Below are 2,483 nucleotides of genomic sequence, written 5' to 3'. Positions count from 1 at the left end.
GCACCGTGCCTCCCGTCCGTGGCCGGTCGTCGGGCCGCCACCGGCACCGTGCGTCAGATCAGGTCACCAGGCGTAGTCCTCGGGCGAGGTCGCGTGGCCCGGGAAGAGCTCGTCCAGCCGGTCGAGTGCCCGCTGGTCGAGGCGGACGTCCACCGCGCGGACCGCGGACTCCCACTGCTCCATCGTGCGCGGGCCGGTGATCGGGGCGGTGACGCCCGGCTGGTGCAGCAGCCACGCCAAGGCGAGCTCGCCCGGGGTGTGCCCGAGCTCCTTCGCGAACGACTCGTACGCCTGCAGCTGGTCGCGGTGTGCATCGACGTACTCGGCGCTGCGGCCGGAGAGCCGCCGCGAGCCGTTCTCGGTCTTCTCGATGACGCCTCCGAGCAGCCCGCCCTGCAGCGGCGACCACGGGATGACGCCGAGGCCGTAGTGCTGCGCGGCCGGCAGGACCTCGCGTTCGACGTCACGGACGACGAGGTTGTAGATCGACTGCTCGCTCACCAGGCCGAGGAAGTTGCGGTGGGCCGCGGCCTCCTGCGCCTGGGCGATGTGCCACCCGGCGAAGTTCGACGACCCGACGTAGAGCACCTTGCCCTGCGCGACCGCGAGCTCCATCGCCTGCCAGATCTCGTCCCACGGGGTGTCCCGGTCGACGTGGTGCATCTGGAACAGGTCGACGTGGTCCGTCTGCAGGCGGCGGAGGCTGGCGTCCAGCGACTGCCGGATGTTCAGCGCCGAGAGCCGGCCGCCGTTCGGCCAGTCGATCATCTCGCCGTAGGCCTTCGTCGCGAGCACGGTCTTCTCGCGACGGCCGTGGCCCTTCGCGAACCAGCGGCCGATGATCTCCTCGGTGGCACCCTTGCCCACCGAGCCGCCGTAGCCGTTGGCGGTGTCGAAGAAGTTGACGCCGAGCTCGTGGGCCCGGTCCATGATGGCGTGCGAGTCGTCCTCGCTGGTCTCCGGGCCGAAGTTCATCGTCCCGAGCACGGCTCGCGAGACCGACAGCCCTGTCCGTCCGAGGTGTGTGTAGTCCATGCACCCGGTCTACGCGCCGGACCCCGTCGGCGGAAGGCCCTGGGAGTACCGGTCGGGGCCGCGGCGAGCGGACCCGGCAATGGTGACGGTCGCCGTGTCCGAGGGTTCAGTGACTCGAGCGCTGCGTGACGGCTCTGGGCGCGGCGTGGTGAGTCTGGGCGCGTCGTGGGGGCTCGGGGCTCGGCGCGACGACTCGGAGGCAGCCTGGGGACTCGGGACGCGGCACGGTCGCTCGGGACAACGGTCCACCGCGGTGCTGCCGTGTTGCGGCCGCTCGACGCCGCGGATCATGCCTGCACGGGCATGAGGCCGTCCGGCAGGGGAGTAGCGTGCCGAGGGTGAACACCCCAGCACTCCGTGGCAGCCGGATCCTCGGGTTCGGTCACCACCAGCCCGAACGCATCCTGACCAACGACGAGCTCTCCACGATGGTCGACACGAACGACGAGTGGATCCGGACCCGAACCGGGATCGAGACCCGGCACATCGCCGGCCCCGACGACACCGTCACCTCGATGGCGATCGAGGCCGCGCGCAACGCCCTGGCCGACGCCGGCGTCGCGCCGTCCGCTGTCGGCCTCGTGATCGTCGCCTCCACGACGCACCGCGACCGCGCGCCCTACACCGCCGGCCGGGTCGCCGCGGCGCTCGGCATGACCAACGGCCCCGCCCCGATCGACATCAACACCGCGTGCAGCGGCTTCGAGTACGCCCTCGCCCTCGCCGACCACGCCATCCGCGTCGGGTCCGCCGACGTCGCGGTCGTCGTCGGGTCCGAGATCCTGTCCGGCATTGCCGACTGGACCGACCGCTCGACCTGCGTGCTCGTCGGCGACGGCGCCGGAGCCGCCGTGCTCGGCGCGACCGAGACGCCGGAGATCGGCCCCGTCTCGTGGGGGAGCGTGCCCCACCTGCAGGACGCAGTCCGAGTCTCCGGCGACCCGGAGCACTTCCAGCAGGAAGGCCGCTCCATCTACCGCTGGGCCATCACCGAGGCCGAGGGCCACGCCCGCGCCGTCGTCGAGGCCGCGGGACTCACCCTCGACGACATCGAGGTCTTCGCGTTCCACCAGGCGAACCTGCGCATCATCGAGCCGCTCGTGACCGCCCTGGGCGGTGAGTCGAAGTTCGTCGTGCGGGACGTCGTCGAGTCCGGCAACACCTCGGCCGCGAGCGTGCCGCTCGGCCTGTCGAAGGCATGGGCGCGCGGCGACCTGCCGGAGGGTGTGCCGGCACTGCTGTTCGGCTTCGGCGGCGGGTTCGCACACGCCGGTCAGGTCGTCCGGACGCCGGTGCGGTCCTTCTAGGACGGGCGGGCTCGCCGACACCGGTGCGGCGTCCCGCCCCGGACCGGGGACGTTCGCCGAGGCCGAGGCCGCGGCCGGGACCAGAGCCCCGGGCCCGGCTTCGGGCCGGGGCCCAGCTCCAGGTGGGTCGCCCGACACCAG

2 protein-coding genes are annotated in these 2,483 nt (G+C 72.5%); one reads left to right on the top strand and one right to left on the bottom strand.

The features are described from left to right. Positions 1-63: 63 nt before the first annotated feature. Entirely contained in the window at positions 64-1,035 is a 972-nt protein-coding gene (locus BIU97_RS06120) for an aldo/keto reductase (protein ID WP_071255096.1), read from the bottom strand. A gap of 338 nt (positions 1,036-1,373) precedes the next feature. Between BIU97_RS06120 and BIU97_RS06115 the strand changes: the two genes are divergently transcribed. Further along, positions 1,374-2,342 carry a beta-ketoacyl-ACP synthase III gene (locus tag BIU97_RS06115; protein ID WP_071255098.1) on the top strand — a complete coding sequence of 323 codons (969 nt, stop codon included), beginning with the start codon at positions 1,374-1,376 and terminating at the stop codon, positions 2,340-2,342. The last annotated feature ends 141 nt before the right edge of the window (positions 2,343-2,483 follow it).

Source organism: Curtobacterium sp. MCBA15_009, assembly GCF_001864895.1.
Taxonomy (GTDB): domain Bacteria; phylum Actinomycetota; class Actinomycetes; order Actinomycetales; family Microbacteriaceae; genus Curtobacterium.
The sequence above is the reverse complement of the archived record's forward strand: the minus strand, read 5'-3'. Positions and strand labels throughout refer to the sequence as shown.